Origin of the sequence: Streptomyces bathyalis, from assembly GCF_015910445.1 — a bacterium.
GTDB classification, from domain to species: domain Bacteria; phylum Actinomycetota; class Actinomycetes; order Streptomycetales; family Streptomycetaceae; genus Streptomyces; species Streptomyces bathyalis.
This window is the reverse complement of sequence record NZ_CP048882.1, coordinates 1,190,719-1,215,977: the sequence shown is the minus strand read 5'-3', so window position 1 is coordinate 1,215,977 and position 25,259 is coordinate 1,190,719. Positions and strand designations below refer to the sequence as shown.

At 71.2% G+C, this 25,259-nt stretch carries 21 protein-coding genes and 1 pseudogene; 9 read left to right on the top strand and 13 right to left on the bottom strand.

The window, feature by feature from the left end:
• Positions 1–63: 63 nt before the first annotated feature.
• Together G4Z16_RS05360 and G4Z16_RS05355 are read right to left on the bottom strand one after the other, a co-directional pair.
• Complete coding sequence (locus tag G4Z16_RS05360; RefSeq protein ID WP_197349441.1) at positions 64–642, bottom strand: Uma2 family endonuclease; 579 nt, start codon at positions 640–642, stop codon at positions 64–66.
• A gap of 123 nt (positions 643–765) precedes the next feature.
• Positions 766–2,556 carry a PucR family transcriptional regulator gene (locus tag G4Z16_RS05355; protein WP_197349440.1) on the bottom strand — a complete coding sequence of 597 codons (1,791 nt, stop codon included), beginning with the start codon at positions 2,554–2,556 and terminating at the stop codon, positions 766–768.
• Between the two features lie 364 nt (positions 2,557–2,920).
• Between G4Z16_RS05355 and G4Z16_RS05350 the strand changes: the two genes are divergently transcribed.
• The 5 genes from G4Z16_RS05350 to G4Z16_RS05330 all read left to right on the top strand — a co-directional run bounded on the left by G4Z16_RS05350 (position 2,921) and on the right by G4Z16_RS05330 (position 9,836).
• Positions 2,921–3,832 carry an FAD binding domain-containing protein gene (locus G4Z16_RS05350; RefSeq protein ID WP_197349439.1) on the top strand — a complete coding sequence of 304 codons (912 nt, stop codon included), beginning with the start codon at positions 2,921–2,923 and terminating at the stop codon, positions 3,830–3,832.
• Complete coding sequence (locus G4Z16_RS05345) at positions 3,823–4,473, top strand: (2Fe-2S)-binding protein (RefSeq protein WP_197349438.1); 651 nt, start codon at positions 3,823–3,825, stop codon at positions 4,471–4,473. The genes G4Z16_RS05350 and G4Z16_RS05345 overlap by 10 nt, the downstream gene beginning before the upstream one ends.
• Positions 4,474–4,475: 2 nt before the next feature.
• Positions 4,476–6,890, top strand: a complete 2,415-nt coding sequence (gene pucD / locus G4Z16_RS05340) for a xanthine dehydrogenase subunit D (protein ID WP_197349437.1) — start codon at positions 4,476–4,478, stop codon at positions 6,888–6,890.
• Positions 6,891–7,031: 141 nt separating this feature from the next.
• A complete protein-coding gene (locus G4Z16_RS05335) occupies positions 7,032–8,522 on the top strand; it encodes an NCS2 family permease (RefSeq protein ID WP_197349436.1) in 1,491 nt (496 codons plus the stop codon).
• Between the two features lie 111 nt (positions 8,523–8,633).
• A complete protein-coding gene (locus G4Z16_RS05330; RefSeq protein ID WP_197349435.1) occupies positions 8,634–9,836 on the top strand; it encodes an XdhC family protein in 1,203 nt (400 codons plus the stop codon).
• A gap of 104 nt (positions 9,837–9,940) precedes the next feature.
• On the opposite strand, the gene G4Z16_RS05325 is transcribed toward G4Z16_RS05330, so the two are convergent.
• The 4 genes from G4Z16_RS05325 to G4Z16_RS05310 all read right to left on the bottom strand — a co-directional run bounded on the left by G4Z16_RS05325 (position 9,941) and on the right by G4Z16_RS05310 (position 14,192).
• Positions 9,941–10,384 carry a nuclear transport factor 2 family protein gene (locus G4Z16_RS05325; RefSeq protein WP_197349434.1) on the bottom strand — a complete coding sequence of 148 codons (444 nt, stop codon included), beginning with the start codon at positions 10,382–10,384 and terminating at the stop codon, positions 9,941–9,943.
• A gap of 179 nt (positions 10,385–10,563) precedes the next feature.
• The gene (locus G4Z16_RS05320) at positions 10,564–11,553 is read right to left on the bottom strand and encodes a hypothetical protein (RefSeq protein ID WP_197349433.1); all 990 of its coding nucleotides are present in this window, start codon (positions 11,551–11,553) and stop codon (positions 10,564–10,566) included.
• On the bottom strand, positions 11,534–12,169 hold the full coding sequence (locus tag G4Z16_RS05315; protein ID WP_197349432.1) for a PadR family transcriptional regulator: 636 nt from the start codon (positions 12,167–12,169) through the stop codon (positions 11,534–11,536). Before G4Z16_RS05315 ends, G4Z16_RS05320 begins: the two co-directional genes overlap by 20 nt.
• 937 nt (positions 12,170–13,106) lie before the next feature.
• Positions 13,107–14,192 (bottom strand): endonuclease/exonuclease/phosphatase family protein, encoded by a 1,086-nt coding sequence (locus tag G4Z16_RS05310; RefSeq protein ID WP_246530689.1) that lies wholly within the window; start codon positions 14,190–14,192, stop codon positions 13,107–13,109.
• 263 nt (positions 14,193–14,455) lie between these two features.
• Between G4Z16_RS05310 and G4Z16_RS05305 the strand changes: the two genes are divergently transcribed.
• On the top strand, positions 14,456–14,872 hold the full coding sequence (locus tag G4Z16_RS05305) for a YciI family protein (RefSeq protein WP_197349431.1): 417 nt from the start codon (positions 14,456–14,458) through the stop codon (positions 14,870–14,872).
• A 96-nt stretch (positions 14,873–14,968) separates the two neighbouring features.
• Here the strand turns inward: G4Z16_RS05305 and G4Z16_RS05300 are convergent, their stop codons facing one another.
• Positions 14,969–16,405, bottom strand: a complete 1,437-nt coding sequence (locus G4Z16_RS05300; protein WP_281393660.1) for an MFS transporter — start codon at positions 16,403–16,405, stop codon at positions 14,969–14,971.
• Between the two features lie 186 nt (positions 16,406–16,591).
• On the opposite strand from G4Z16_RS05300, the gene G4Z16_RS05295 reads away from it, so the two are divergent.
• Positions 16,592–18,280 (top strand): AMP-binding protein, encoded by a 1,689-nt coding sequence (locus G4Z16_RS05295; RefSeq protein ID WP_197349430.1) that lies wholly within the window; start codon positions 16,592–16,594, stop codon positions 18,278–18,280.
• Between the two features lie 104 nt (positions 18,281–18,384).
• Here the strand turns inward: G4Z16_RS05295 and G4Z16_RS05290 are convergent, their stop codons facing one another.
• The 4 genes and pseudogenes from G4Z16_RS05290 to G4Z16_RS05275 all read right to left on the bottom strand — a co-directional run bounded on the left by G4Z16_RS05290 (position 18,385) and on the right by G4Z16_RS05275 (position 23,223).
• The gene (locus G4Z16_RS05290) at positions 18,385–19,269 is read right to left on the bottom strand and encodes a hypothetical protein (protein ID WP_197349429.1); all 885 of its coding nucleotides are present in this window, start codon (positions 19,267–19,269) and stop codon (positions 18,385–18,387) included.
• Positions 19,270–19,615: 346 nt separating this feature from the next.
• The gene (gene gcl, locus G4Z16_RS05285; protein ID WP_207794542.1) at positions 19,616–21,334 is read right to left on the bottom strand and encodes a glyoxylate carboligase; all 1,719 of its coding nucleotides are present in this window, start codon (positions 21,332–21,334) and stop codon (positions 19,616–19,618) included.
• Between the two features lie 3 nt (positions 21,335–21,337).
• Positions 21,338–22,246 (bottom strand): annotated as a pseudogene (locus tag G4Z16_RS05280) (2-hydroxy-3-oxopropionate reductase); the annotation flags it as partial.
• Between the two features lie 140 nt (positions 22,247–22,386).
• Positions 22,387–23,223 carry a TIM barrel protein gene (locus G4Z16_RS05275; RefSeq protein WP_197354176.1) on the bottom strand — a complete coding sequence of 279 codons (837 nt, stop codon included), beginning with the start codon at positions 23,221–23,223 and terminating at the stop codon, positions 22,387–22,389.
• Between the two features lie 225 nt (positions 23,224–23,448).
• Here G4Z16_RS05275 and G4Z16_RS05270 point away from each other — a divergent pair, with 225 nt between their 5' ends.
• Together G4Z16_RS05270 and G4Z16_RS05265 are read left to right on the top strand one after the other, a co-directional pair.
• On the top strand, positions 23,449–23,721 hold the full coding sequence (locus G4Z16_RS05270; RefSeq protein WP_028436837.1) for a YkoF family thiamine-binding protein: 273 nt from the start codon (positions 23,449–23,451) through the stop codon (positions 23,719–23,721).
• Positions 23,718–24,122 carry a helix-turn-helix domain-containing protein gene (locus tag G4Z16_RS05265; protein WP_197349427.1) on the top strand — a complete coding sequence of 135 codons (405 nt, stop codon included), beginning with the start codon at positions 23,718–23,720 and terminating at the stop codon, positions 24,120–24,122. The genes G4Z16_RS05270 and G4Z16_RS05265 overlap by 4 nt, the downstream gene beginning before the upstream one ends.
• Before the next feature lie 25 nt (positions 24,123–24,147).
• Here the strand turns inward: G4Z16_RS05265 and G4Z16_RS05260 are convergent, their stop codons facing one another.
• The gene (locus G4Z16_RS05260) at positions 24,148–24,633 is read right to left on the bottom strand and encodes a MarR family winged helix-turn-helix transcriptional regulator (protein WP_197349426.1); all 486 of its coding nucleotides are present in this window, start codon (positions 24,631–24,633) and stop codon (positions 24,148–24,150) included.
• Positions 24,630–25,010 carry a hypothetical protein gene (locus G4Z16_RS05255; protein WP_197349425.1) on the bottom strand — a complete coding sequence of 127 codons (381 nt, stop codon included), beginning with the start codon at positions 25,008–25,010 and terminating at the stop codon, positions 24,630–24,632. Before G4Z16_RS05255 ends, G4Z16_RS05260 begins: the two co-directional genes overlap by 4 nt.
• Positions 25,011–25,259: the final 249 nt, after the last annotated feature.

Genomic DNA, 25,259 nt, shown 5'->3' with positions numbered 1-25,259 from the left:
AGCGGGGCTGCCCCGCGAGGACGACCCGGCGGACATGGCGCCGCGCCTGGTGAAGCCCGTCTGTCAGTCGCGGGGGAAGTTCTCGGTCGAGAGTGTCAGGCCGACGGGGGTGTCCGACAGGTCGACCTGTTCGCCGAAGTCGACGGTGAGGTCCCTGCCGTAGCCACCGTCCTTCGGGTGCGTGAAGAGGCGGCAGCGGCCGATGTAGGGGTCGACGATCAGATACGCGGGAACGCTCGACGAGGCATACGTCGCCAGCTTGGGGCCGTAGTCGTTGGCGGCCGTCGAGCGGGAGACGACCTCCACGACGAACTCGATGTCCTGCGGGGCGAAGCGGCCGCGTGCGTCGGGGGTGGCGTCGTCGGCGATCTTGACGAGGTCGGGGGCGAACCCGTTGAGATTTCCGGGGAAGTCGATCCGCACGTCCGATCCGATCACGGCTGCCTCGCCGAGATGGTTCTCCAGCTGTCGCAGCACCTTGCGGATGATTTCCCAGTGCGTCCAGCGCTGTGGCGACATGTGCACGGACCCCTCGACGATCTCGACCTTGTAGCCCTCGGGGACGGGCATCCGCTCCAGTCGCTCGAACAGTTCGTCCAAGGTGAGCTCGTCGGGCTCTGTCATCTCGATCCTGTCGGTCATGACGGTCACGGTGACGCTCCTCCCCGCCGCGCCGGATCGCGCAGCCGCGCGGTACAACGATACGCACAATTCGGGGGTTACGGGCGCCTCGTCCGTGTAGAGCCGCGGCGCTCACCGGAACGCTCAACTCAGGCGCAGCGCAAGGAAGAAGTCGAGCCTGTCCTCCAGGCGGGACAGGTCGCGGCCGGTGAGCTGTTCTATTCGGCCCATGCGGTAGCGGAGGGTGTTGACGTGCAGGTGCAGCTGGTCGGCGCAGCGCGTCCAGGAGCCGTCGGCGTCGAGGAACGCGGCCAGGGTGGGGAGCAGTTCGGCGCGGTGGCGGCGGTCGTAGTCGTGCAGCGGCGCCAGGAGACGTGCGGTGAACGCGCGGCGTACGTCGTCCGGGACGAAGGGGAGGAGCAGCACGTGAGAGGCCAGCTCCTGGTGCCCGGCCGCGCACACCCTCCCCTCGCGTGCGGCGGCGACCCGCCTCGCGTGGCGGGCTTCTTCGAGCGCGCCGTGCAGCCCGTCGGCGGAGTGGACGGTCGCGCTCACGCCGAACGTGAGCCGTTCGCCGTTGGCCAGCCCATGCTCCAGCGGTTCGCGGACCGCGGCGAGCAGGGTTTCCGCGTCGAGGCCCTGGCCGGTGGGGCGGGAAGCGTTTGGGTCGGCCGCGGCCCGGGGCGCTCCCGGCTCAGGTGCAGGCGCCCCGGAGTCCAGCGTGCCGCGGTCCTGCGCGAGGGCAGGCAGCGGCACGAGGGCGACCGCCTCGCTGCCGGTGTGCGCGACCGCGGTGCGGTCGGCCGTCTCCTCGCCGGTCGTTCGGGGGTCGAGCAGGATCTCCTCCAGGAGCGACCGGCATTCGCGGCCGTCTCCGTGACGCGGGCCCTCCAGCCGCGCGACGACGACCTGCCAGTGCGGGGCGCTGCCGAGGCCCGGCAGCAGCACCGGGGCGGCGACGCGCAGGCGAGCGGCGATCTCGGCGGGCGGTGCCCCCGCGTGCAGGAGCTCCAGCACTTCGGTGGCCAGCCGGCGGCGGACCGCGCGGGCCGCGTCGCGGCGGTCGCGTTCGACGGCGATCAGCTGTGTCACGCCGTGCAGAAGGTCGAGGCGTTCGTCGGGCCAGTCGCCCGCGTCGTCGTCGACGGCGAGGAACCAGTCCGACAGACCGGGGGCATCCTGCGGAGCGGCGTCGCCGCCCGGGCCGGATGGCGGGCCGGTGCCCTGGACGGGGAAGAGCGAGTACGTGGTGCCGTCGGCGGTGACCCGGTGCGGGCGCAGGCCGGGGCGCCTCCCGCGTGCGGTCAGGTGCGCGGCAGCCAGGCGGGAGCGGACCTGCGGTGACAGGGGTCGCCGGCGCCGCCCGCCGCCGGCTCCGCCGGAGCCCTCACCGGTGCCGCTGCCCGGGCCCGCCACCGTACGGCCCGTGACGGAGAGGACCCACGCCCGCAGGTCCAGGTCCGAGCCGAGCAGGTCGAGCACGACGTCGGGGCCGCCCCCCGTGGGGCCGGACGACATCATCCGCCGGTGCCGGTCCACCACGGCGGCCAGGTCGCCCGCCCGTTCCGTGGAGACCTGCCGCAGCACGTGCTCGGTGACCGTCGCGAAGGCGACGTCCTCCGTCACGGCGAACAGGGGCAGCCCGTGCTCGGCGCAGGCGGTCACCAGCGGCTCCGGGACGAGGCCCAGTTCGGCCTCGCCCGCCGCCAGCCCCGCCACGCCGGCGCCCACGAGGATGCGGACGAAGGGCGCGGCGTCCTCCGGGGCCCGGTACCAGGCGATGCCGGTGAGGACCAGCTCGTCCCCCGACAGGTAGCGGCCGGGGTCGCGCAGGTCGGTGGTCATGACGCCGCGCACCGTTCGGTCCAGCTCGTCCTCCCCGGTGAGGAGGCGCAGACCGAGGGAGCCCGTCTCCAGAAGTGCGCGCAGGCGCATGGTCGTTCGCCCCGTTCTGTGGATGTCGTTCTGGCCCCGCCCTGGCTCCGGCCGGTCCTGCCGAGACTCCGGGAGCGGGAGGGGGAGAGTAGCTGCGCGGGCGGAGCGGGGTGCCGGTGCGGTCCCGTGCTGTGCTCCGTGTGATGCCGCGAGCAGCGTGCTCCACGATGTTCGTACGAATCTACAAGACGGCGGACGCGGAGGGGCAGGAGCTTCATGGTTTCCGTGACTCCCCGCCGCGGGCCAGGCATCGGTGTACTGAACCGGAATCGCCCGCACGGCGCGTACGCCGGCGAGCCGCGCACGTCCGAGACTCCCGCGTACGTCAGCGACCCGAAGCGAACAGCGAATAGAGAAGAGCCCCATGGACTTCCTGCGTCCCGCCAGGTGGGAGGAGGCGCTCGCCGCGAAGGCCGAGCACCCCACCGCCGTGCCCATCGCGGGCGGCACCGACGTCATGGTCGAGATCAACTTCGACCAGCGCCGTCCCGCACAGCTGCTGGACCTGAACCGCGTCACCGAGCTGCACGAATGGGAGACGGGGGAGGAGGACGTGGCCCTCGGCGCGTGCGTCCCCTACACCCGGATCATCGAGAACCTCCGGCGTGAGCTGCCGGGTCTCGCGCTCGCCGCGCACACGGTCGGCTCCCCGCAGATCCGCAACCGGGGCAGCGTCGGCGGCAACCTCGGTGCCGCGTCCCCCGCGGGCGACTCGCATCCCCCGCTGCTCACCGCTGGTGCGGAGATCGAGGCCGAGTCCGTCCGCGGCTCCCGGCGCATCCCCGTCGAGGACTTCTTCACCGGCGTCAAGCGCAACGTGCTCGCCGACGACGAACTGATCAAGCGAGTGCACATCAAGAAGGCGAGCGGGCCGCAGCAGTTCTCCAAGATCGGCACCCGCAACGCCATGGTGATCGCCGTGTGCGGCTTCTCCGTCGCTCTGCACCCCGAGCGTCGCGCGGTGCGTGCCGCCGTCGGCTCCGCGGCCCCCACGCCGTTCCGTGCGTCGGCGGCCGAGGACTTCCTGAACGCCGCCCTGGAGGAGCAAGGGCTCTGGGACAACGGCAGGGCCATCCCGCCGTCGGTGACGCAGCGGTTCGCCGCACTCTGCTCCGCGGCGTGCAACCCCATCGACGACGTACGGGGCAGCGCCGCATACCGCCGGCACGCCGTCGGCGTGATGGCCCGCCGGACGCTCGGCTGGGTCTGGGACAGCTACCGGGGAAGCGCCGTGGGCGGCGCCGGCACCGACGAAGGAGGCGCCCGATGCGCGTGACATTCACCGTCAACGGACGGCGGCACGAGGCCGACGACGTGTGGGAGGGGGAGTCGCTGCTCTACGTCCTGCGCGAACGCATGGGCCTGCCGGGCTCCAAGAACGCCTGCGAGCAGGGCGAATGCGGCTCCTGCACGGTGCGGCTGGACGGCGAGTCCGTGTGCGCGTGCCTGGTGGCGGCCGGGCAGGTCGAGGGCAGGGACGTCGTGACCGTCGAAGGGCTCGCCGACTACGCGCGGCAGCGCACCGATGCCCCCGCCTCCACCTCGGCCGCCTCGTCCCCCGCGTCCGCGCCGGTGCCGGCCTCCACCTCCGCCGCCGATGAGCAGCGCTGGCAGGCCATGCCCTCGCCGGACGCCGACGTGCGCCTCTCGCCCGTGCAGCAGGCGTTCATCGACGCGGGCGCTGTCCAGTGCGGCTTCTGCACCCCGGGCCTGCTCGTCGCCGCCGACGAACTCATCGAGCACAACGCTCGGCCCTCCGACGCGGACATCCGCGAAGCCCTCTCGGGGAACCTGTGCCGCTGCACCGGCTACGAGAAGATCCTCGACGCCGTGCGCCTGGCCGCTGCCCGTACGGACCACGCGGAAGGCTCCGCACCGGGTCCCGGAGCGGGCCCCACGCAGGGAGAGGTGGTCTGACGATGGCCGGCGCGAACCCGACCCGCGTCCCCACCGCACTCACCCAGGGCAGCGCCACCAAGGGCGGCATCGGCGAGTCCACGCTGCGGCCCGACGGCACCCTGAAGGTCACCGGCGAGTTCGCCTACGCCTCAGACCTGTGGCACGAGGACATGCTGTGGGGCTGCACGCTGCGCAGCCCGTACTCGCACGCCGAGATCCGTTCCGTCGACGTGTCGGAGGCGCTGAAGCTTCCCGGCGTGTACAGCGTGATGACGCACGACGACCTGCCCGCAAAGACGCACTTCGGCCTGGAGATCCAGGACCAGCCGGTGCTGGCGAAGGACCGCGTGCGCTACCACGGCGAGGCCGTCGCCATCGTCGCCGCCGACCATCCGGAGACCGCCCGCCGCGCCGCGGCGAAGATCCGTGTCGACTACGCCGAACTGCCGCCCGTGCACGACGAGGAGAGCGCGACCGCCCCGGACGCGCCCGTGCTGCATCCCGGACGCGACGACCATCACGCGCCGCACGTGACGCACCCCAACATCGTCCACCGGCAGCCCATCGTGCGCGGCGACGTGGCGGCGGCGAAGGCGAAGGCCGACGTCGTCGTGCGCGGCGACTACGAAGTCGGCATGCAGGACCAGGCGTTCCTCGGGCCCGAGTCCGGGCTCGCCGTGCCCGCGGAGGACGGCGGCGTCGACCTTTACATCGCGACGCAGTGGCTGCACGTCGACCGCGACCAGCTCGCGCCCGTCCTCGGACTCCCGCAGGACAAGGTGCGGTTGACGCTCTCCGGAGTGGGCGGCGCGTTCGGTGCCCGCGAGGACCTGTCGATGCAGGCGCACGCGTGTCTGCTGGCCATGGCCACCGGCAAGCCCGTCAAGATCGTCTACAACCGGTACGAGTCCTTCTTCGGGCATGTGCACCGCCACCCCGCCAAGCTCACCTACGAGCACGGCGCCGACAGCGACGGCAAGTTGCTCTATGTGAAGTGCCGCATCCTGCTGGACGGCGGCGCGTACGCCTCCTCGTCGCCCGCCGTCGTCGGCAACGCCGCGTCACTGGGCGTCGGCCCGTACGACGTGGACAACGTCGACGTCGAGGCGCTCGCCCTCTACACCAACAACCCGCCGTGCGGCGCCATGCGCGGCTTCGGGGCCGTGCAGGCCTGCTTCGCCTACGAGGCGCAGATGGACCGCCTCGCCGCCGAACTCGGCATGGACCCCGTCGAGTTGAGGCAGCGGAACGCGATGTCGCAGGGCTCGCTGCTGCCGACGGGACAGCAGGTCGACGCCCCCGCCCCGGTCGCTGAGATCCTCCGCCGCGTCAAGGCGATGCCGATGCCGCCGGAGCGCCAGTGGGAGACCTCCGGCGCGGCCGGCAGCGGCACCGGTGTGGACGTACGGGCGCTTCCTGGCGGCCTGTCCAACACCACGCACGGCGAAGGCGTGGTGCGCGGTGTGGGATACGCCGTCGGCATCAAGAACGTCGGCTTCTCCGAAGGCTTCGACGACTACTCGACGGCCCGCGTCCGCCTCGAGGTGATGGGCGGAGAGCCCGTCGCCGTGGTGCACACCGCGATGGCCGAGGTCGGGCAGGGCGGCGTCACCGTGCACGCGCAGATCGCCCGCACCGAACTGGGCGTCTCGGGTGTGAGCATCCTGCCCGCCGACACGCAGGTCGGCTCCGCCGGTTCGACATCCGCGTCGCGTCAGACCTACATGACGGGCGGCGCCGTGAAGCAGGCGTGCGAGGCCGTGCGCGAGCGGGTTCTCCGGCTCGGCAGGGAGAAGTTCGCCGACGGGCATCCCGCGTGGGCTTCCGGCGGTGAACTCCTGCTGGAGGGCGGCAAGATCGTCACCGAAGGGGGCGAGGTCCTCGCGGCGCTCGCCGACGTCCTCGGTGACGAAGCCGTCGAGGAGGAGCTGGAGTTCAGGCACCGGCCGACCGAGCCGTTCGACCTGAAGACCGGCCAGGGCTTCGGCCACGTCCAGTACTCCTTCGCCGCGCACCGCGCCGTCGTCGAGGTCGACACCGAACTGGGCCTGGTCAAGGTCGTCGAACTCGCCTGCGCGCAGGACGTCGGCAAGGCCATCAACCCGCTCTCGACCATCGGCCAGATCCAAGGAGGCACGACGCAGGGCCTGGGCCTGGCCGTCATGGAGGAGATCCTCGTCGACCCAGGCGGAAAGGTACGCAACCCCTCCTTCACCGACTATCTGATCCCCACGATCCTGGACACCCCCACCATCCCCGTGGATGTCCTCGAACTCGCCGACGCGCACGCCCCGTACGGGCTGCGCGGGGTCGGCGAGGCGCCGACGCTCTCCTCCACCCCGGCAGTCGTCGCCGCCATCCGCGACGCGACCGGTCTCGCCCTGAACAGGGTCCCGGTCCGTCCCGAACATCTGACAGACACGCAAGCGATCTAGCGCCCCGGCCGGTGCGGGACCCCCGCACCGGCCGCCGGCACCCCGTACCGTCTCGGGCCGTCCCCCGGGTCGTGCATCCCAAATCCCCGCAGTGCCACGGCACTTCGGGGTGCCCCAGCGAAACTTGGGAGAACGCACACCATGACCCAGTCCAAGACCGCACATCGCGATCCCGCGGAACACGCGGGCTCCACCGCTCCCGAACCACAGACCGCCGAGGGACGCTCGTGGCTCGACCGGTACTTCCGGATATCCGAGCGCCACTCCACGCTCGCCCGCGAAGTGCGCGGCGGCGCCACGACGTTCATGGCGATGGCCTACATCGTCCTGCTCAACCCGGTCATCCTCTCCGTCCCCGACGCGGGGAACGCCACCCTCGACGCCGGGCAGGTCACCACGGCGACCGCCTTCGCCGCCGCGGCCACCACCCTGGTGATGGGCGTGCTCGGCAACGTGCCGCTGGCCCTCGCCGCCGGACTGAGCGTCTCCGCGGTGCTCGCCTACCAGGTCGCGCCGGAGATGACCTGGCCCAACGCCTTCGGGATGTGCGTCATCTACGGCGCGGTGATCATCCTGCTCGTCGTCACAGGGCTGCGGCGGCTGATCATGGACGCCATTCCGCTCGCGATGAAGCACGCCATCACGATGGGCATCGGCCTCTTCGTCACCCTCATCGGCCTCGTCCAGGCGGGATTCGTGACGAGCATGCCCGGGCCCGGCGGAGTCGCCGGCGCCAAACCGCTCCAACTGGGCACCCACGACATGCTCACGGGTTGGCCCGTGCTGTGCTTCGCCGTCACCGTGCTGCTCGTCTTCGTGCTCCAGGTGCGGCGGGTGCCCGGGGCGATCCTCACCGGCATCGTCGGCGGCACGGTCGTGGCGGGTCTGGTGCACCAGTTCGCCGGGCTCGACAAGAAGGACTGGGGCGGACGGAACGTGCCGGAGCTGTCGGGAAGCGTCGTGAGCACCCCGGACTTCGGCCTGTTCGGCAAGGTCTCCTTCGACGGCATCACCGACGTCGGCGCCGTCACGGTCGGCGTCATCGTCTTCACGCTCGTCCTCGCGGGTTTCTTCGACGCCATCGGCACCATCATCGGCATCGGCCAGCAGGCGGGACTCGCCGGCAGTGACGGCCGCATGCCGGGTCTGAACAAGGCCCTCGCCATCGACGGTGCGGGCGGAGTCGCCGGCGGCCTGACGGGTGCCTCCGGGCAGACCGTCTTCGTGGAGTCCACGGCAGGCGTCGGGGACGGCGCCCGCACGGGCCTGGCCAGCGTCGTCACCGGACTCGGCTTCACCCTCTGCCTGTTCTTCACGCCGCTGGCCCGGATCATCCCGACGCAGGTCGCCGCCGCGGCGCTCGTCGTCATCGGCGCGATGATGATGACCAACGCCCGGCACATCGACTGGAACGACATCGCCACCACGGTCCCCGTCTTCCTGACAACGGTGCTGATGCCGTTCACGTACTCCATCACCGCGGGCATCGCCGCCGGCAGCATCTCCTACGTCGTGATCAAGGCGGCGCAGGGCAAGTGGCGCGACGTGGGACCGTTGATGTGGGGACTGGCCGCCGTCTTCCTCCTCTACTTCGCGCTCAGCCCGCTCGAAGGGTGGCTCGGCGTGAGGTGAGGCGGACGGTCACGTGGGACCGCACCGGCAGAGGGACGGACCGGGCCGCGCACCGCCGCCGGGCGTAAGCTCGCAGGCCGCAGCCCAGCGCATGCGAGTGAGGAGTCATCGATGCTGGACATCGCCGCCGAACTGCACCGTTGGTGCGAGGAGGAGCGCGACTTCGCCGTCGCGACCGTCGTCGCCGTGAGCGGCAGCGCGCCCCGCCAGCCGGGTGCCGCGCTCGCCGTGGACGCCGGCGGCGAGGCGGTGGGCAGCGTCTCGGGGGGCTGCGTCGAGGGCGCGGTCTATGAGCTGTGCCAGGAGGCGATGGAATCCGGGCGCAGCGTCCTCCAGCAGTTCGGCTACAGCGACGAGGACGCCTTCGCCGTCGGACTGACCTGCGGCGGAGTCATCGACATCCTCGTCACGCCGGTGCGTACGGGCACGGACGCGTACTCGATGTACGCGGGCGCGGTCGCGGCTGCCGCCGGTGGCCGCGCCGTCGCCCTCACCCGGGTCGTCGAGGGACCGGAGGAACTGCTGGGCGGTGCCATGTTCGTACCGGCCGACGGTCAGGCCTCCGGCACCCTCGGCGGCTCCGCCGCGCTCGACGACGGCGCAGCCGCCCAGACCCGCGCCCTGCTGGACGCGGGCCGCACCGCCACCGTCGAGACCGGTACGGAGGGCGGCCCGCCGGGAGCCGGCGGACGCGGCGCCGCCGGCGACGGCGACCCGCTGTGCGGGCCCACGGTGACGCTGCTTGTCGAGTCGAGCGCGCCGCGGCCGCGGATGCTCGTCTTCGGCGCCATCGACTTCGCGAGCGCACTCGCCCGCACGGGTGCCTTCCTCGGCTACCGGGTCACCGTCTGCGACGCCCGTCCCGTCTTCGCCACCGAGGCCCGCTTCCCCGACGCCGACGAGGTCGTCGTGGAGTGGCCGCACCGCTATCTCGACTCGCAGGAACTGGATGCCCGTACGGTCGTGTGCGTCCTCACGCACGACGTGAAGTTCGATGTGCCGCTGCTGGAACGGGCGTTGCGGCTGCCCATCGCGTACGTGGGCGCCATGGGTTCGCGCCGCACCCACCTCGCGCGGCTGGAGCAGCTGCGCGAGGCGGGTGTGAGCGATGCCGAACTCGCCCGGCTGCACTCGCCGATCGGCCTCGACCTCGGTGCCCGCACCCCCGAGGAGACGGCGCTGTCCATCGCGGCCGAGATCGTCGCCGTACGGCACGGCGGCACGGGCGTACCGCTCACGGGAGCGCACACCCCGATCCACCGCGAACCGGGATCGGCCGGCCGCGGGGCGCGGGGGCTCGGCGAGGTGGCGTAGGCCGTCCCGTCGGCGGTCGGGCGGTCTGCTGGTCACCGGTTGCCAGGCCCCGGGGTCGCCCGGCGGTCAGGCGTCGGCCGGATGTCCGAGGGTCACGACAGGACTCAGGCCTCCCCGCCGGTGAGTGCGGCCGCCCAGCCGCCCTGGATCATGGTCTGGAAGTACCACTCGCCGTCCCGCTTGACCAGGATGTCCGAGTAGCTCATCGACGTGCTCTCCGAACCCACCGTCATCGTCGACTCGGTGAACACCACGGCGATGCTCCGGGAGAGGAAGTGCGGTGTGCGCCGGGACTCGAAGTGCACCTCCTCGCCGCCGCCGTCACCCATGACCGCGGACATGGTGCGCACGAACTCCTCACGGCTCCACTGCCGGGTCACGCCGGACCCGGGAGCGGCGTCGTCCGTGACGAGGTTCAGGGGGAACAGCGCCATTGAAGCCATGGCCTCGACGTCCGCCTTCGCGGCGTGGGCGTCGTAACGCGCGAACCATTCCTCCACGTCACGGTGGTCCTGGTCCGTCGCGGTGCGGGTCGTTGCGTCCGGCACGGAGTCTCCTCGTCATTGATCCAATTTGACTACTTGCCTCGCAAGAGTCCCTCCTGCGGGAGAATTAGTCAAACTTGATTAACGGCACGGGTGTGGGGCACGGACACGGGTGCGGGTGCGGGTGTGCGCTGCGGGATCGGAACGGAGGGGGTGGGGCGCCAACGATGCGTCCGCGCGGGTCAGTTGCTGAACTTCTCGATGAGCTGCCGCAACGTCTCGAAGGCGGGCTTGGGGGAGTAGTCATCGGTAGTGAGTCCGAACTGGTGGAACAGCCCCGGGTTCGCACTGTGGGCGTCGCGCAACGCGAAATGTGTGTAGCCGCTCAGCCCGACCTGCCCGGCATGGGCCGCGATGACGTTCACCACGGTCTCGACCACGTCGGCCTGTTTGTGCGGGGGCCTCTCCGGCCCGGTCGGCCAGCCGTGCTCGGTGATGTGCAACGGCAGATGCCCCAGGCCGGCAGGTGCCAGCGCCACACCACGATGGTGGCGAAGCAGACCCCCCACCGCGTCGGCCAGGTCAGGAGCGGCCATGGGTCGGAAGACGTCGGGGAAGAAGTCGAGCCCGACGTAGTCCAGATCGCCGACGAACTCCGGGCCTCCGTGGCGGGTCAGATCGGCGACGAAGGAAACGTCCTCCCCGAAGAGGGGAGTCGTGTTGAAGCCGACGCGCAGGTGCGTATGCCCGAGTTCACGTGCTCGCGTCTTGGCGGCGCGCACCCCGTGGATGATCGCGTCACGCACCCTGGGGTGGTGACCGTCCAGGTTGGGGTTCGAGGTGATGTTCGGCTCCTCGGTGATCTGCAATGTGCCAGTCACCGAGCCGTATTGCGAGACCAGTTCGCGCAGGAAGCCGCAGTAGCCTTCCACGTCCCCGTCGGCCGACTGGAATTGGGCGACCAGGTCCAGCCGGCGACCGCGAACGGCGTACCGGGCCGCGGCGGAGGGGGTTGCGGTCGCGTGCGGCTCACCGAGCCGTGTGGCGTCGTCGAACCCGATGTAGGCGCGCACCAGGAACGGGCGTCCTGCCTGTCCCTGGAGCTGGTCGAGTGCGCCGGCGATGCGAGCGGGATCGTCGGGCGGTCCGCTCACCAGGCCCCCGGTGTCATCACCGGCGACTCCACCCGGGTAGATGCCGAAGAGCAGTCCCTCACGCGCCGTCGGTGTCATGTGTGTGCTTCCTCTCTGCCGAATCCGGCAAGGTGGATGCCGCTGCGGAGCCGGGCCAAGTGAGCGTGCCCGCGCGGATTTCCCCGATGACTGAGTCGATCCACGCCATCTCGGCGCGAGCGACGCACAGCGCGTACTCGGCTTCGATCACGTGGAGCCGTGGCACTCCGGCAGCCAAGGCGTCCGCGAGACGCGTCTCGTCCGCGTCGGTGCGTTGCCGGAGTCGCCCGGCGCGCTCGGTCAGAGCGTCGACCGCGCCGCTCGGCCCGAGCGCGCCCAGGTATGTGATTGCGCCCAGGAACCTCGAGAACTCCCGCTCGGGGTTGCGAACCCGCGAGTCCAGCCTTCGCACCAGTTCGTCGTGCCCTGCTTGCGTGAGCGCGTAGACGGTTCTCTCGGGGCGGTTTCCGGACCGCTGTTGGCCCTGCACGCTCACCCAGCCCGCTTCGACCATGGCGGCAACGGTGTTGTAGAGCGTGCCCCGCGTGATCACCGCCGTGTGGCTTTCACTTCGTTTCCGCAGCTCGGAGAGCATCTGGTACGGGTGCGAGGACTGTTCCAGCAGAAGCCCCAGCACTGCCAGCACGATCGGGTTGTCGAGAGCGCGGCGCGGCATGGTCGAACTCTATCAGTCCAAATAGACTATGTTGCTGGCCTGTTGGGAAGGGGGACACAACATGGCCGTGTGAAGGGGAGACGGAACCCGCTCAGAGGCGGCCGGCGTGGGCCGCCGCGGCGAGAGCCGGAACCAAGCTCGCGCGCGGGACACCGGTGCGCCGCCTGCCGATCACCGTTCCGCACCGGCTGTCCATTAGCGCGAGCCCGACCGGAGTGAGCATGTGACGCACCACGTTCCGCTCGCGGGTGCTCATGATCAGCCCCGCGCCGCGCACCACCGCCGCATGTTCGCCGGCCGAGGAGGCCAACGCCCCTGCCCCGCCGGGCGAGTTCCGTCGTGCTGCAGTTGCCGCCGACGGACTGCAGCACGGCCGCTCGCGTGTAGCCCAGCAACTGGGACAGACGTGCACTCGCGCCCGTGTCGGCGGCCATGTGCACCTCTGGCCCGTCGCCCTTGCCGGCGACACCATCGTCGGCGGCAGGGAGCGGCACCGGCGACTTCCAGCGCATGACGGGTGCGAACGTGCGCAGCATCGTTTCTCCGTGCCGCTGTTCCACTGGATGCGCGCACGCCATGTGCGGTCGGCCTCGATGCCGCACGGACACGCAGCCAGCACGTGCCGAACGCGGCCCGCTGGACAGGGCGGAGCCAAGTCGGCGCATCGCCGGCGCCGCGCCCTCCGCGCCCTCCGCGCCCTCCGCGACCCGAACGGGAGCCCAGGCACACGGCTGCTTGCCGACGCCCAACCCCCCGATCTCGGCCCGCAGTTGACGCGCGGCGTGGAGCGCGTGGCCGGTCGGGGCGGCACCTTTCCCCGGGGGCATCGGCTGATGCGCGTCACGCACTCTTCCGGACAGCTGCCCGGACGCCGCCGGGTGAAATGGAGAGCCGGGCGACGAGCCACGGCGGAACCCCCGGAGCGGTCCGCAGCGGTTCAGAACAGCTTCAGATCCGCCAGTACGGCCAGGTGGTCCGAGCCCTTGAGTTCGAGGAACTGGGCGTCGACCGCCGTCAGCGGGTCGCTGACGAGGACGTGGTCGATCTGCGCGCCCATGGGACGCAGCGGCGTGTTGTTGGGCCACGTCGGTGTGCGGGACTGGCCGGTGAGGCGGGCGGAGTCGTTCAGTCCGGTCCGCAGCAGGGAGCGGAAGGCGGCGTGGTCCTGGGAGGAGTTGAAGTCGCCCGCGACGATCGTCGGCGTGCTGCCTCGTGAAGCGCCGTACGCACGCAGCGTCTTGAGCTCCTTGCGCCAGCTGCCCAGGGACTCAGGGGTGGGCGGCATCGGATGGGCGACCTGCACCTTCACGCTCGTGCCGGCGATGTCGGCGACAGCGCTCGGCATGGCCAAGCGCCCAGGCAGGGAGGACTTCTTGTTCAAGGGGAACGCGCTCAGCAGTGCCGAACCGCCCGCGCCGCCGCTCTCGATGATGTTCCGGTACGGGTACGTCTCGTACATCCTGGCGCTGCGCAGCGCCTCCACGCACCGGGTGTCGCACTCCTGGACGGCGACGAGCTGGGGGCGCTCCCGGCGCAGCGTCTGCACCAGTGCCTCCGTCGCGGTGCCGTAGCGCACGTTGGCGGTCAGGACCCGGAAGCGTGCCTTTCCCGTCCGCTCGGAGACACCGGCGGGCGCGTCCGGACCCTGGGGCAGGGTGTATCCCACGGTGGCGGCGAGCACGGCGATCGCCCAGACGGCGAGGAAGCCCCGGCGTGCCAGCACCGTGTAGAGCAGCGCCAGCCATCCCGGCACGAGGAACCAGGGCAGGAAGGCGAGGAGTTGAGCGATGGGTGTGGGCCCGTCATCGTTCATGCCGCGGAAGGTGAGGGGCACGCTCAGCACCGCCAGCACCAGGCCGACGAACCAGGCCATGGGGCGCCGGCGCGTCCGCCGCGGTTTCTGTTCCCGCCGTACACGCTCATAGCGGGGACGGACGGGCCGTGCGGTGGCCTGGAGCTGATGCTCGGTCACCGTGCCACGGCCGCCCCGCTTGATGCGATGGTTCCGGTCCCCCGTCAACACGTTCTTGATGGTGCCCCATCCCTCGTGCAGGAGTGCGCACGTCCTTCCGATCTTTTCTTCGTCCGCGCACTTCACTACGAGTCCTGACGGTCCTGTCGCGCATCCGTCAAGAACTCCACGCAGACGTGGGGTGAGGCGGGTGCCCTTGCCCCGTTTTTGCCAGGTGAGACCCTTTCAGGCCGATGAATTCCGGCACCGGCCCGTGTCCGTCACTTGTGACGGTCCCCGAAGCGCGGGGGCCGAAGTGTGACGAGGAGGCCGCCATGAAGTTCATGATCATGCTCCAGGGGACGCAGTCCGAGTACGACGCGATGGACGGCAACGCCTCGGCGGAAGCACCCGCCTGGACCAAGGACGACCTGAAGGCCATGTTCGGTTTCATGCAGAAGCTCAACGAGGATCTCGCCGCTTCCGGTGAACTCATCGAGGGCCAGGGCCTCACCGCACCGTCGGAGGCCGGGGTCGTCACAGGCGAGAAGGACGGCCGCCCCCTGGTGTCCCGCGACGGGTACGGCGTGGGACAGGAAGTGCTGGTCGGGTACTGGCTGCTGGAGTGCGAGAGCTTCGACCGGGCGACGCAGATCGCGGCCCGGGTGCACAGCTGCCCGGTGCCGGAGGGCGCGGTCAGCCACCCGGTGATCGTCCGTCCCGTCCAGGAGGAGCCCCCGGTCGCGCAGTAGCCGTCGGCGGGTGGCCGCGCACCGCCCCGGCACCCGGAAACGGAATACGGGTCGGCCGCCCCGGCACCCTGCGCCCGGCGGCCGTCGAAGCTCTTGTCAGCCGGGGGATGCCGGTGAGGCATCCGCCGGCTCGGGCGGCAGGCAGGAGGCGACACGGTCCGCGCCGGCCCGCGCCCGGGGCCCGGTGGTGAGGAGCGCCAGCAGCAGCACCGCCGCGCCGCATCCGGTGAGGATCCACCAGGCCGTCACGTCCGAACCGGCGGCGACGGCCGCTCCGATGACGGCGACGCCCAGTGCCGAGCCGACCTGACGACTTGTCGAGGCGATGCTCGCAGCCAGACCGGAGCGTGAGCGGGGCATCCCGGAGACCGCGGCGTTGGTGATGGGCGCGTTGACCAGGCCGAAGCCGATGCCGAACAGGACGTACGCGGTGAAGAGCAGCATGTCGGTCCGCTCGGCGTCGAAGAGCGCGAACAGCACGCCGCTCGCCGTCATGAACACACCCGCTAGCAGCAGTGGCAGACGTGCGCCGCGTACGGCGACCAGATGCCCTGACAGTGGCGCGAAGACGGCGGTCATCGCGGCCATCGGCAGCAGATGAAGACCGGCCTCGAACGCCGAGAGGCCCCGGTCGTTCTGCAGATGCAGGGTGCTGAGGAAGAGGAATCCGGTCAGCGCGGCGAACGACGTGACCGCCGTGAGCGCGGCGCCGGAGAAGGGGACGCTGCGGAAGAAGCGGAATTCGACGAGCGGTTCGGGGCGGCGCCGCTCGTACAACGGCAGAACCGCGGCCGCGCACGCGCCGGCGCCGAAGCAGCCGAGGATCAGCGGCGAGGTCCAGCCGGCGTTGCGGCCCTCGATGATGGCGAAGGTGAGCGTGCCGAGCGTGGCCATCACCAGCAGCTGGCCGCCCAGGTCCAGCCGTCGCGGCTGCGGTGCGCGCGACTCCGGTACGAACAGCGCGGTCAGCAGCAGCGCCGCGAGCCCGATGGGGATGTTCAGCCAGAAGATGGCGCGCCAGCTCACCGACGCGACGAGCGCGCCGCCCAGCAGCGGGCCGGCCGCCATGGAGAGCCCGACGACGCCGCCCCACACGCCGATGGCCCGTGCCCGCTCCCGCGGTTCGACAAAGGTGTTCGTGATGATCGACATCGCGACGGGGTTGAGCATCGAACCACCGACGGCCTGGAGCGCGCGGAACACGACGAGCCAGCCGAGGCCCGGCGCGAGGGCGCACAGCAGCGAGCCACCCGTGAAGAGCACGAGCCCCGTCTGGAAGACGCGGCGCCGCCCCACCCTGTCCGCCGTCGAACCGGAGAGCATCAGCAGGGAGGCGATGACGACCGTGTAGGCGTCGAGCGTCCACCGCAGCCCGGAGACGGATGCGTTCAGGTCCCGCTGGAGCGAGGGCAGCGCGACGTTGAGCGCCGTGTTGTCGAGGCTGACGATCAGCAGGCTCATGCAGCAGATGGCCAGCACCAGCAGGCGCCGCGTGGTGCTCGCGCTCGTCGCGTCCGGGGAGGCCGGTGACACCTCTCCAGCATCCACGGCCCACGTACGAACTGCCGCCCGGGGGTGGTGCCGGGGCGCTCGGTGACTCAGGATGATCCGCAGTGTGACCAGCGGCGGACCGTGGAAGCAGCCCCCGGAGGGTCCTTCGGAGGGAATCGGGGCCCCGCGGCGCACCGGCAGTACAGAGCGGCATCCGAGGAGTTGACGATGACGGCGACCGAGCCCACCAGCCCCACCGACGCCTTCCGCGCCGCCCGGGACACCCTGCTGCGGCACCGGACCGACTACGACACCGCGCGCACCGCCTTCTCCTGGCCCAGGCCCGAGTACTTCAACTGGGCGCTCGACTGGTTCGACGCCGTCGCCGAGGGCAACGACCGCACCGCGCTGCACATCGTCGAGGAGGACGGCACCGCGGCCCGCTACTCCTTCGCGGAGATGCGCTCACGTTCGGCGCAGGCCGCCAACTGGCTCCGTGCGCAGGGCGTCGAGCCCGGCCACCGCGTCATCGTGATGCTCGGCAACCAGGTCGAGCTGTGGGAGACACTGCTGGCCTGCATGAAGCTGCGCGCCGTCGTCATCCCGGCGACCCCGCTGCTCGGCCCGGCGGACCTTTCCGACCGGATCGACCGCGGTGAGGCCCGCCATGTCGTCGTACGGGCCGAGGACACGGCCAAGTTCGCGACCGTGGAGGGCGACTACACCCGTATCGCCGTCGGCGGCGGCGGGAGTCCGGAGGAGGGCTGGCTCGCCTACGAGGACGTCTACGGCGCCTCACCGGACTTCGAGCCCGGCGGTCCCACCCGTGCCCAGGACACGCTGCTGCTCTACTTCACCTCCGGCACCACGGCCCGGCCCAAGCTGGTCGAGCACACCCATGTCTCCTATCCCGTCGGTCACTTGGCGACGATGTACTGGATCGGGCTGGAGCCGGGGGACGTGCACCTCAACATCTCCTCGCCCGGGTGGGCCAAGCACGCGTGGTCGAACGTCTTCGCTCCCTGGAACGCGGAAGCGACGATCTTCATCTACAACTACACGCGCTTCGACGCGGACCGGCTCCTCGCCGAGATCGAGAAGGCCGGCGTGAGCAGCTTCTGCGCGCCGCCCACCGTGTGGCGCATGCTCATCCAGGCCGACCTGAGCAAGCTGAAGGCCGTGCCGCGCGAGGTCGTCGCCGCGGGCGAGCCGCTCAACCCCGAGGTCATCGAGCATGTGCGGCGTGCCTGGGACAGGACCATCCGCGACGGGTTCGGCCAGACCGAGACGGCGGTGCAGGTCGCCAACTCCCCGGGGCAGCAGCTCAAGCCGGGTTCCATGGGACGGGCCATGCCGGGGTTCGAGGTGACGCTGCTCGACCCGGTGACGGGAGAGGCGGGCGCCGACGAGGGCGAGATCTGCCTCGACCTGTCCGCCCGTCCCGTCGGGCTGATGACGGGTTACCGCGGCGACGACGAGCGCACCGGGGAGGCGATGGCCGGCGGCTACTACCGCACCGGCGACATCGGTGCGCGCGACGAGGACGGCTACATCACCTACATCGGGCGTTCCGACGACGTGTTCAAGGCGAGCGACTACAAGATCTCCCCGTTCGAGCTGGAGAGCGCGCTGCTGGAGCACGAGGCGGTCGCCGAGGCCGCGGTGGTGCCTTCGCCGGACGAGCTGAGGCTGGCCGTGCCGAAGGCGTACGTGGTCCTGGCGGAGGGCTGGGAGCCCGGGCCGGAGACGGCGAAGGTGATCTTCGCGCACTCGCGGGAGACGCTCGCGCCGTACAAGCGGGTCCGGGTCGTCGAGTTCGCCGAACTGCCGAAGACGATCTCCGGGAAGATCCGCCGCGTCGAGCTGCGGGCGCACGCGGCACAGGAGCCGGGGGAGGAGTTCCGCGAGGAGCGCTGAGCGAGCGGCCGGCGCTCATGGGGCTGATCGCGCGGTGAGCGTGCGGGGCCGCGCGGGCGGCGTCGAGCGCGGGGCGTTCACCGGGAGGGCCAGGGCGTCCCGTGTCAGCAGACCGAGCGGACCAGGTCGTCGGCCGGGTCGTTCACGGCCTGCGGCATGCCCGTCAGATCGAGGACGAACAGCGGCACGGACAGCGCGTCCGCGCGGGTGCGGGCCTCGCGCGAGTAGCCCGCGAGGGAGAAACAGGCCGTCCCCACTTCCTCGTTGAGCCCGTTCAGCCAGAGCGTCTCGACCTCGCGCAGGGTCGTCGGGGCGGTCGTGGGGTCGACGTGCGCGATGATCCCGGCGCCGCGTACATCCACCCCCGATGCCGGACGCTTCTCCGTCACCCGCACCCCGGGGAATCCGAGCCAGCGCAGATATTCGGCTGCTGCCGTGCGGGCGTCCTGGGCGGTGCGGATCGTGACGGGGCGGAAGGCGGGGCGCGTCGCGTGCCGTGGCTGTTCCTGCGTGCCGTGCGCCTTGAGCGGTGCGGGAGCGGTGAAGGGGCCCGCGCTTCCAGTCGGTGTGCCGGCGGGCGTGGGCGGTGCAGCTGAGGTGTCGGCGGCGTCGGCGCCTTCGGCGCCGGGGAGTTCGGCGGCGTCCGGCGGACGGTCGAGGCTCGCGGCACTCGCCGGATCCGGGCAGTCGACGCTGCCCGACAGGTCCCCGGAGGCGGGCCCGGGCTGCGGCGGCACCACGGGCATCCGCAGCAACGTGCCGCACCGGCAGCCGAGTTCGGGCTGCGGCCACTCCCGGGACGTGCCGCACGCAGGACAGCGGACCTCCACCCAGGACCCCGCCCAGGTGCGGTGCCTCACCTGCGCCGGGGTGCCGTCGCGCAGCAGTGGGAGCGTGACGGGAGCGCCGCAGTCGCAGGGGTAGACCGGCGGCGTGTAGGTGTGCTCGCGGCGGCACTCGGGGCAGCGCACGGGCACGCTTTCTGCCATCTCTTCGGCTCCAGCGGCATCAGCGGAACGGGAAACGGTCGGCGGGATCGGGGACGACGGGCCTTGCGGCCCTGCTCATATCGTCCCTGAAAGGGCGGGGTTTCCGAAGAGGAACGGAACAGAAATTGGTGCGAACGGGGCCGGCGGGCCCTCCGCGTGCGGCGGGCTGTGGGACACGCGGCACGCGGAAGGAGCCGGTTCGGCCGGTCGGCGGTGGAGCCGGAGGGCGCGACATGACAGTTGCCGGCGCCACCGCCGCCCGGGGTCTGCGGGCAGATCCGCCGGGCCGGGCGCGACGTTGATGGCCGCCGCCGCGCCCGGCCGAACGGGACCTGCCCCGTGACCGTTACGCCTCCTCGAACTCCCGCACGGCGTCGATGTCCGGTCCGTGCGGCGTGTTCGCCTCGCGCTCGATCATGATCTCCACGAGTACGGGACGCGAGGTGGCCACAGCCTCCTTGCGAGCCCACTGGATCGCTCCGGAGATGTCCGCCGGCTCCCAGACGCGTTGTCCCGAACAGCCGTAGGCCTCCATGAGCTTGACGTTGTCCGTGCCGAACTCGTCGTAGTGGATGTCGACCTGGTAGTTCATGCCGTAACCGATCTCGGCCTGCCGGATCAGGCCCAGGTACTCGTTGTTGAGCATGATCAGCACGTACGGCACGTTGTACTGGGCGGCGACCGCCAGCTCCTCCACCAGGTACTGGAACCCGTAGTCGCCGACGATGCCCACGACTTCGGCGTCCGGCTCGCCCATCCCCTCCAGTGCCTTCTTCACGCCGATCGCCGCGGGGACCTCCCAGCCCAGCGGGCCCGCCTGTCCGCAGACCTGGTAGTGCCGCGGGAGGTAGGCCTTCTGATGCTGGCCGCCCCAGATCTGGTACAGCCCGATCGCGGTGACGAAGTAGGTGTTCTCGTCGAAGGCCTCGTTGATCTCCTTGTACGCGCGGGGTGCCTTCACCGGCGTGGAGTCGAAGTCCTCCCGGCGCACCAGCGTGCGCTTCAGCTCCTGGCAGCGCTCGACCCAACTCCCCACGTCCGCCCGCGCCTTGCGCTTGCGGGCCTCGGCAAGCAGCGCCGTCAGGAAGAGACCGGCGTCGGAGACGATGCCGAGGTCCGGTTCGAAGACCTTGCCGATCTGGGCCGGTTCGATGTCGACGTGCACGAACGTGCGCTCGCCGCGGTAGATGTCGATGTTCGCGCCGGTGTGCCGGTCGCCGAAGCGCGCGCCGACGGCGAGCACGAAGTCGGACTCCAGGAACGAGGCGTTGGCGTAGCGCTGCGAGGTCTGGATCCCGGTCGTGCCGAGGTTCAGCTCGTGGTCGTCCTCGATGACGCCCTTGCCCATCAGGGTGACCTGGAAGGGAACCCTCAACTCCTCGACGAGCTCCCGCAGTTCCGAACCCGCGTCGGCGAGGATCACGCCACCGCCCGCCAGGATCAGCGGCCGCTCGGCAGCCAGCAGCATGTCCAGCGCCCGCTCCACACGCGGCAGATGAGGTTCGACCGCGGGCACCGGGAGCCGCGTGTCGATCTCCGCGTCGTAGGTGATCTCCCGCTTGGCCAGGTCCAGCGGCAGGTCGATGAGCACAGGGCCCGGACGGCCCGCACGGGCGATGCGGAACGCCTCGCGGAAGGCCCACGGGATCTGCGCCGGCTCCTTGATCTGCACGGCCCACTTGGTGACGGGCTTGGCGATCTCGACGATGTCGACGGCCTGGAACGCCTCCTGATGCAGCTTCGGCGAGACCGCCTGGCCCGTGAGGCACACCATCGGGATGGAGTCGGCCTGCGCGGTGTAGAGGCCCGTGACGAGGTTGGTCGCCCCCGGACCTGAGGTGGCGATGGCGACGCCGACCTTGCCGTTCGTACGGGCCCACCCGTCGGCCATGTGGGTCGCGCCCTCCTCGTGGCGGACCGTCAGGTGATCGATGCGGCCGTCCTCCTCCATCGCCTTGTACAGCGGGAGGATCGCCGCGCCGGGGCAGCCGAAGGCGATGTCCACCCCCTCGTCGACCATGATCGAGACGGCGGCGTTCATCGCGGGCATTCGCTTCGGGGCCATGCGTCAGTCCTCCACCTTCTCGCCGGAGAGGCGTCGCACGCCGCGCACCAGCGCGGAGTGGTCGAGGCCGCCGTCGCCCTGCTGCCGCAGCGCCGCGACGAGTTGGGCCAGCAGCGCACCCGCGGGGACGGTCGCGCCGACGTTGCGTGCCGCGTCGGTGACGATGCCCATGTCCTTGTGGTGCAGGTCGATCTTGAATCCGGGCCGGAAGTCGCCCGCGAGGATGCTCTCCTTCTTGCGGTTCAGCACGGTGGAGCCGGCGAGCCCGCCGGCCAGCACGTCCAGTGCCGCCGGGAGGTCGACGCCGGACTTCTCCAGGAAGACCACGGCCTCTGCGACAGCCTCGATGTTGACGGCGACGATCAGCTGGTTGGCGGCCTTCACCGTCTGCCCCGAGCCGTGCGGACCGCACAGCACGATCGTCTTCCCGAGCGCCTCGAGAACGGGCAGTGCCGCCTCGAAGGTCTCGCGCTCGCCGCCGACCATGATGGACAGCACACCTTCCACGGCTCCGGCCTCGCCGCCGGAGACGGGAGCGTCGAGCACGTCGACGCCCTTGGCGGCAGCGGCCTTCGCCACGTCCACCGACGTCTGCGGGGTGATGGAGGACATGTCGATGAGCAGGCCGCCCGAGCGGATGTGCTCCAGCACGCCGCCCTCGTGCAGCACGACCTGCTCGACCTGCGGCGACGCGGGGACCATTGTGATGACGACGTCGGCCCCGCGGACGGCGTCCGCGATGGAGGACGCGGCGCTGCCGCCGTTCTCGACGGCCTGGTCGACGCGAGCGGGGTCGAGGTCGAACGCGGTCACGGCGTAGCCGGCGGAGACGAGGTTGCGCACCATGGGGGTGCCCATGATGCCGAGACCGATGAATCCGATCTTCGTGTTGTCCGGGGTGTGGCTCATGGGGTCATGCCTTTCGAAGTCTGTTGCCTACGGGCGTACTTGGCGGGAGCGCGGCCCCGGGCCGGAGCGCGTCCGGCCGGGTGCCGGTGGCGGGGCCGGGTGCGAGCCGTGGCACCGGTGAGGCCGCGGCCCGGCCTGAGCACTCAGGCGCGGCGCAGCGGACGCGGCAGCCACTCGAAGCTCTCGGCGCTCGGAAGGTCGCCGGGCTTGTACTCCAGGCCGATCCGGCCCTCGTAACCCGCCTTGGCGAGGCGCTCCAGCAGGTCGGGGAAGTCGAGTTCGCCGGTGCCGGGAGCACCTCGGCCCGGGCTGTCGGCGATCTGGACGTGTCCGGTGCGGGCCGCGTGGTCGTCGATGACCTTGTGCAGGTCCTCGCCGTTCATCGCCAGGTGGTAGAGGTCCATCAGGAACCTCGTGTTGTCCAGCCCCGTGGCCTCGTTGACCTCGTCCACGACCGAGACGGCCCTGGGGGCGCTGACGATGGGGCAGTGCGGCGACTCGATGGCGTTGAGGGCCTCGATGAGCAGCACCGCTCCGATGCTGTCGGCCGCGCGTGCCGCCGACACCAGGTTCTCCAGGGCGAGTCGGTCCTGCTCGTCCGGCGTGGCCCCCGATACGCGGTTGCCGTAGAGGGCGTTGAGTGCGGTGCAGCCGGTCGACTGGGCGAAGTCCACGGCGACGTCGATGTTCCGGCGGAACTTCTCGGACTCCTCACCCGGCACCGACAGCGCACCGCGGTCCGGTCCGGGCAGCTGGCCCGCGTAGAAGTTCAGACCCGTCAGCCGGGTGCCGGCGTCGGTCAACGCCCGTCGCAGCGAGTCCAGTTCGGCCCGTTCGGGCACGGGTGCGTCCACCCACGGCCACCACAGCTCGACCGCGGTGAAGCCCGCGGCCGCGGCCGCGGCGGGGCGTTCGAGCAGCGGAAGCTCGGTGAAGAGGATCGACAGGTTGACGGTGTAGCGGTGATCGGTGCCGCCGATGCCGGCGAGCTCGGATTGGGACGCCACGGCGATCGCCTTCCTCCGGTCGGTGCGGGCAAGTTTTCGTATTGTGAAAGTAGCTTTCTGCTTTATGGAAGACTGCTCTCGGATCCCGGAAGCTGTCAAGGGGTCTGCCGCAGGCTGAGACCACGGGCAACGCTCTCGGCCGCCGTCCGCCGCCCCTTCCGATGGCCGCTCCCCGTGGCGTTCGCGTAGGTTGACGACGTGCGATTGCGAGTTGAGTTCACGACGGAGCCCTTCGATTTGGACGAGGCGCCGCGGCATGCGCTGGTGGCCCGGGAGGTCGTGCAGAGCGCGCCGCTCGACTCCGTCGACGTGGGCCCGTTCGGCAACACGGTGGAGGGCCGGGCCGAGGACGTGCTCGACGCGGTCCAGGCCCTGCTTCGCGACTCGCTCGGCGCCGGCGCGACCCGCATCTCGCTCCAGCTCAACGTCCTCGCGGACACGGAGCCGGGTGCCGCCGGGGGCGGGGCATGACCGCTGCCGACGCACAGGAAGGGCGCCGCTTCGCGGACGCGGTCAAGCCGCTGGTCGACGCCATGGGCGGAGAGATGGTCTCGCCGGAGGAGGCGAAGGGCGACGACGTGGTCCTCGCCTGGGAGGGACGGGACGTCGTCGCCGTACGGCTGCCGCACCTGTCCGACTCGCTCGACCACATCCTCGCCGAGCTGGAACGCCGCCACGGGATGCCGCTCGCCGAACTGGACCGCAGGACCAAGCAGTCGGTCGTGCGCGTGCTGGAGAGCCGCGGCGCCTTCTCCGTGCGGCACGGCGTCGAGACCGTGGCGAGCGCCCTCGGTGTCAGCCGCTTCACGGTCTACAACTACCTCAACCGCGAGACCCGCGAGGGCGGCGACCAGGGGTCCCCGGGGGCCTGAGCCGCTCGCTCTCCGCGTGCACGGGTCACGGACTTCGACGCAGCCCCGTCCCGCCGGGCGCCTGTGAACGTTCGAGCAGGCTCAGCATCGCTTGCCGGAATTCGGTGCGTTGCCGCTCGCTCCAGCCCTCGGTGAGCCGGGCGAAGACGGCTTCCTGCCATTCATGTGCCTCGTCGAGCATGGCAAGGCCCGCCGGGGTGACCGACAGCTCACGGCGCCGGCCGTCGGCCTCCGGTGCGCGCATCCGCAGGTATCCGGCCGCGACCGCGCTCTTGACCAGGCGGGACGCGCCGCTCTGGTCGATGCCGATCTCGTGCGCCACCGCGTTGACGGTCGCGGGTTCCCGCCGCGTCAGGGAGTGGACGGCCTCCGTGACGAGCACGAGACGTCCCGGCTCCGCCCCCTGGGGTTCGCTCGCGTGAGGGCGGCGCGACCAGTGGCGGACGAACTCGAAGAGCACCTGACCCGGGCCGCGATCGGCGCCGGGCCGGGCCTTGGCAGTCCTGCTCACTCCGTGGCTGCCATCTCGCGGCAGATGTATGCCAGGTCGAGTGCCGAGTCGAGGTCGGGCAACCGCAGCGAGGCGGACACCCGCTCGCCGGTGACCCGGAAGAGCGTGGCCACCCTGGTCGGGATGTGACTCCCGGGCCAGGTGGCGTCCTCTTCGACCACCATCAGCCGCTCGCTGACCGGATGCCACGTCTGCGGGACCAGCTTGATCCCGGACCGCTGCACCCAGTCCGCGAACTCGGCAGGCGAGATCGGGCCGGCGCCCTTCGGGCCCAGCACGACGACCGGGTCGGTGACCGCGTCGGCGGCAGGCCCCGGGTCGCCGTCGTTCACCGTCGCATGCCAACGGCCGACGGCTGCTTCCAGTACGGATTCCATGAGTGCACTGTATGCGAATCGCATGTAAGTGGGGAGTGGCGGAGTGGGGCGGCCACGACGTTCCGGCCGCAACGCCGACGGCGAGAGGAGGCCGGCCCGCCACCACATGCCCCGGTCCTACGCGGCGACGCCCATGAGGACATGGGTTGCCGGGGGGCTGCCACGGCGCCACCACCAGGGCCTTTAGGACCGGAACTTCAGGCGCGGCCGGACCGCCGTCGCTCGCACCGGAGCCATTCACCGCGCACC

Bases quoted from the DNA above. Each gene is read 5' to 3' on its own strand.
- G4Z16_RS05335 (WP_197349436.1), top strand. From the start codon at position 7,032: ATGACCCAGTCCAAGACCGCACATCGCGATCCCGCGGAACACGCGGGC.
- gcl (WP_207794542.1), bottom strand. From the start codon at position 21,334: ATGGCCCCGAAGCGAATGCCCGCGATGAACGCCGCCGTCTCGATCATG.
- G4Z16_RS05320 (WP_197349433.1), bottom strand. From the start codon at position 11,553: ATGACACCGACGGCGCGTGAGGGACTGCTCTTCGGCATCTACCCGGGT.
- G4Z16_RS05330 (WP_197349435.1), top strand. From the start codon at position 8,634: ATGCTGGACATCGCCGCCGAACTGCACCGTTGGTGCGAGGAGGAGCGC.
- G4Z16_RS05355 (WP_197349440.1), bottom strand. From the start codon at position 2,556: ATGCGCCTGCGCGCACTTCTGGAGACGGGCTCCCTCGGTCTGCGCCTC.
- G4Z16_RS05265 (WP_197349427.1), top strand. From the start codon at position 23,718: ATGACCGCTGCCGACGCACAGGAAGGGCGCCGCTTCGCGGACGCGGTC.
- pucD (WP_197349437.1), top strand. From the start codon at position 4,476: ATGGCCGGCGCGAACCCGACCCGCGTCCCCACCGCACTCACCCAGGGC.
- G4Z16_RS05345 (WP_197349438.1), top strand. From the start codon at position 3,823: ATGCGCGTGACATTCACCGTCAACGGACGGCGGCACGAGGCCGACGAC.
- G4Z16_RS05290 (WP_197349429.1), bottom strand. From the start codon at position 19,269: ATGGCAGAAAGCGTGCCCGTGCGCTGCCCCGAGTGCCGCCGCGAGCAC.
- G4Z16_RS05315 (WP_197349432.1), bottom strand. From the start codon at position 12,169: ATGCCGCGCCGCGCTCTCGACAACCCGATCGTGCTGGCAGTGCTGGGG.
- G4Z16_RS05305 (WP_197349431.1), top strand. From the start codon at position 14,456: ATGAAGTTCATGATCATGCTCCAGGGGACGCAGTCCGAGTACGACGCG.
- G4Z16_RS05295 (WP_197349430.1), top strand. From the start codon at position 16,592: ATGACGGCGACCGAGCCCACCAGCCCCACCGACGCCTTCCGCGCCGCC.
- G4Z16_RS05255 (WP_197349425.1), bottom strand. From the start codon at position 25,010: ATGGAATCCGTACTGGAAGCAGCCGTCGGCCGTTGGCATGCGACGGTG.
- G4Z16_RS05360 (WP_197349441.1), bottom strand. From the start codon at position 642: ATGACCGACAGGATCGAGATGACAGAGCCCGACGAGCTCACCTTGGAC.
- G4Z16_RS05350 (WP_197349439.1), top strand. From the start codon at position 2,921: ATGGACTTCCTGCGTCCCGCCAGGTGGGAGGAGGCGCTCGCCGCGAAG.